Genomic DNA, 553 nt, shown 5'->3' on the forward strand with positions numbered 1-553 from the left:
GATCTGATTCTTCTGTGACGTGGGGCCTACTCGCCGCCACCCACGAACTCACCGCCTCCGCGCATGTCACCCACCCCCTTTCCCGGTTTCTGCAGGTCAATGGCCGCGCCCGGTGCCCGTGGCACCCGGTGCGGTCGCTAGAACAGTACCAGGATTCAAAGTCTAGGGATTCATAGTCTCTGGATTCACAGGGTTGTGACAGGTGGGGTTAGTGGGTGCCCCCGCCGTCCAAGTCGACCGTTACGCCCGCCACGCGGGAATTCGGGCGACGGGTGGCCGCCAGGCGGACGGAACTGGCGCTCAGCCAGGAGAAGGCAGCCGAACGGATCGGCGTGCACTGGACGTACTTGGGGCAGGTAGAGCGTGGCAGGCGAAACGTCACGTTACATAACATCCTGAAGATTGCCGAGGGGTTGGAGATCACCCCGGGGGAGCTGATCGACGGGTTGCCGGCGCCGGTGGTCGAGGGGGAGTAGCCGGCCAGGCGGACGAGCCGCTGGTTCGCCCTACTGCCTCCCTGTCGTCCCGGCCGATTCCGCGAACGATGCTGGTG

At 65.1% G+C, this 553-nt stretch carries 1 protein-coding gene; it reads left to right on the top strand.

From position 1 onward, the window contains the following. Positions 1-215: 215 nt before the first annotated feature. Positions 216-476: a helix-turn-helix domain-containing protein gene (locus tag FK268_RS23640; protein WP_068626327.1), complete on the top strand. Its 261-nt coding sequence runs from the start codon at positions 216-218 to the stop codon at positions 474-476. The last annotated feature ends 77 nt before the right edge of the window (positions 477-553 follow it).

This window comes from Tsukamurella sputi (assembly GCF_007858445.1).
GTDB classification, from domain to species: domain Bacteria; phylum Actinomycetota; class Actinomycetes; order Mycobacteriales; family Mycobacteriaceae; genus Tsukamurella; species Tsukamurella sputi.